The 2,551-nt window shown below is 65.0% G+C and carries 2 protein-coding genes; both read left to right on the forward strand.

The window, feature by feature from the left end; translation table 11 throughout:
* Positions 1-176: 176 nt before the first annotated feature.
* Complete coding sequence (gene istA, locus BW14_RS11755) at positions 177-1,658, forward strand: IS21 family transposase (protein ID WP_140490780.1); 1,482 nt, start codon at positions 177-179, stop codon at positions 1,656-1,658.
* Between the two features lie 2 nt (positions 1,659-1,660).
* The gene (gene istB / locus BW14_RS11760) at positions 1,661-2,446 is read left to right on the forward strand and encodes an IS21-like element helper ATPase IstB (RefSeq protein ID WP_140490783.1); all 786 of its coding nucleotides are present in this window, start codon (positions 1,661-1,663) and stop codon (positions 2,444-2,446) included.
* Positions 2,447-2,551: the final 105 nt, after the last annotated feature.

Raw genomic sequence — 2,551 nt, forward strand, 5'->3', positions numbered from 1 at the left:
CCCGTTTGTGTGTGTTCAATTGAAAGTGGGCCGTGTGAGCGTGTGGAAAGTCTCCGAATGAGCGGCAGGTTCTGGTCCACTTCAGCGTGTGGTGAGAGATGAACACCGGCCCGTCCTGCCCGGACTAGTTTCCCGAGTTGAAAGCAAACCATCCGGTTTCTCGGGAAAGGAAAGGAATGACGGTACCGGTGTCCGTGCAACAACGTATCAGGGTGCTTGACGCGCGTGGCGTGTCATGGAGAGGCATCGCGAAGGAGGTGGGCGTGGCCCGCGACACGGTCGCGAAATACGCGGGAAAGGAGGATTGCTCGCCCGGGCCGGAGCGTCCCGTCTCGAGGTCGTCGAAGCTCGACCCGTTCAGGACGACGGTCGACGGGTGGCTGGAGGCGGACCGGTTCATGCCGCGCAAGCAGCGGCATACCGCCAAACGCGTGTACGACCGTCTCGTGGCGGAGAAGGGCTATCAGGGCTCGTACTCGCCGGTGCAACGCTACGTGAAACGGTGGCGCGAGGAGCATCGGCTCCCCGGGGACGGGTATCTCGAGCTCGAATGGCATCCGGGCGAGGCGCAGGTCGATTTCGGCCTGGCCCAGGCCGTGATCGGCGGGGACCGGACGGATGTGCATTGCCTGGTCGTCACGTTCCCGTGGTCGAACATGCGCTACTGCGTGGCCCTGCCGGGCGAGAACGCGGAATGCGTGTGCGCGGGCCTGCGCATGGTGTTCGAGCATGCGGGCGCGGTTCCTCTGACGCTGGTGCTCGACAACGCCACCGGCGCCGGCCATCGGGTCGCCTGGGACAAGGTCGCGATCGTCAGGGTGTTCGAACTGTTCATGGCGCATTACCGGCTCGAGACCAGGTTCTGCAACCCGCGGTCGGGCAACGAGAAGGGCAGCGTGGAGAACGCGGTCGGGTTCCTGCGCCGCAACATCATGGTCCCCCTGCTCAACGCGGAATCGTATGTGCAGCTGACCCGGTACATGCTCGAACGCTGCGACTCGCTGGCCAAGGGGACGCATTACCGCAAGGGCGTGCCGGTCGACGGCCTGTTCGCCGAGGAGAAGACCGGGATGCAGCCCCTGCCCTCCAAACCGTTCGACGCGATCCGCTGGGAGACCCGGAAGGCCGACAAAGACGGACGCGTGCAGGTTGATGGTAATTATTATCTCGCCGGTCCCTCGTGGCGCGGCTGGACGCTGGACGTCGCCCTGCGCGCGTTCGACGTGACGATCCGCACCCAGGACGGGCGCACCTGCGCCAGACTGCCGCGCGTGTACGGTGATGCCCCGGCCACGGTGCGCAACCCCGCCACGCTCCTGCCCGCACTGGGCCGCAAGACCAACGCGTGGCCCGATTCCACCATCCGCGGCGACTTCCCCGACAAGCTCAGAACCGCGATCGACCGGATGGACGCCAAGGCGAGACGCAACGCGTTCCGACTCATCTCCAAGGCCAGCGACCAATCCGGGTTCGAGCCGGCGGTCCAGGCCGGCGAATACCTGGTCGAACAGGGGCATCGACTCGACGAGGCCAGCCTGACCACCATGGCCCGGCGCATCGCCGCCGGCGAGCGGCCATACGAGCAGACCGCGCCCGACCTGACCGGATACGACATCTTCATGAAACCCCGTCGGGAGAAGGAAAGGAAGGAGGCCTGACCATGGGAACCCATCGTCCGCCGGTCGTCATGCCCGACATGAAACGCAGGCGCGCGTCCACCGGGGAGAGGGTCGAGACGGTCATGACCCTGGCACGCCAACTACCGTTGACCCGGCAGGTCCTTGCCGACCAGCTCGCCCGGGCGACCCCCAGCCAGATGGAGTTCATGGAATCATGGATGAACGCCGAGATCGACTCCCGGGAACGCTCCAAACGCTCACGCCTGCTCAAGGCGGCCGGCTTCCCGGCCGACAAGGAACTCGACGGCTACGACTGGACGCCCATCCGCTTCCCCGTCGACTACGGGCGAGAACAACTGGCCCGTCTCGACTTCATCGACGAGCACGACGACCTCGTCCTGTTCGGCCCTCCCGGCACCGGCAAGACCCACCTCGCCATCGCGCTGGGACGAGCCGCATGCCGCAGGGGCACGCCCGTACGCTATTTCACCGCCGCAAGCCTGGTCATGCGCCTGCTGCGCGCCCAGACGGACAACAGGCTCGACCGGGAACTCGCCATGATCGGCAAAGTCCCGCTCGTGATCATCGACGAGCTCGGCTACGTGCCCATCGACGAGGAAGGCAGCCGGCTCCTGTTCCAGGTCGTCACCAACGCGTACGAGACCCAGAGCATCATCTACACCACCAACATCGAATTCAGCGGATGGGGCAGGATCTTCGGCGACCCCAACATGGCCGCCGCGATCATCGACCGCACCGTCCACCACGGCAGGATGATCCGATTCGAGGGCGAATCCTGGCGCAAGACCCACGCCCTCATGCAATAACCAACAACCCGACAGGACCGGCCAACGCTCAAACGGTCTAAAACCAACCGCTCAAACGGACCAAAAAACACGCCAAAACGGCCCACCCCAACTTGACGAAATACA

The sequence above is a fragment of the Bifidobacterium sp. UTBIF-68 genome, from assembly GCF_006408855.1.
In the GTDB taxonomy this organism is placed as follows: domain Bacteria; phylum Actinomycetota; class Actinomycetes; order Actinomycetales; family Bifidobacteriaceae; genus Bifidobacterium; species Bifidobacterium reuteri.

Coding starts and splice junctions, on each gene's coding strand:
- istA (WP_140490780.1), top strand. CDS start 177: ATGACGGTACCGGTGTCCGTGCAACAACGTATCAGGGTGCTTGACGCG.
- istB (WP_140490783.1), top strand. CDS start 1,661: ATGGGAACCCATCGTCCGCCGGTCGTCATGCCCGACATGAAACGCAGG.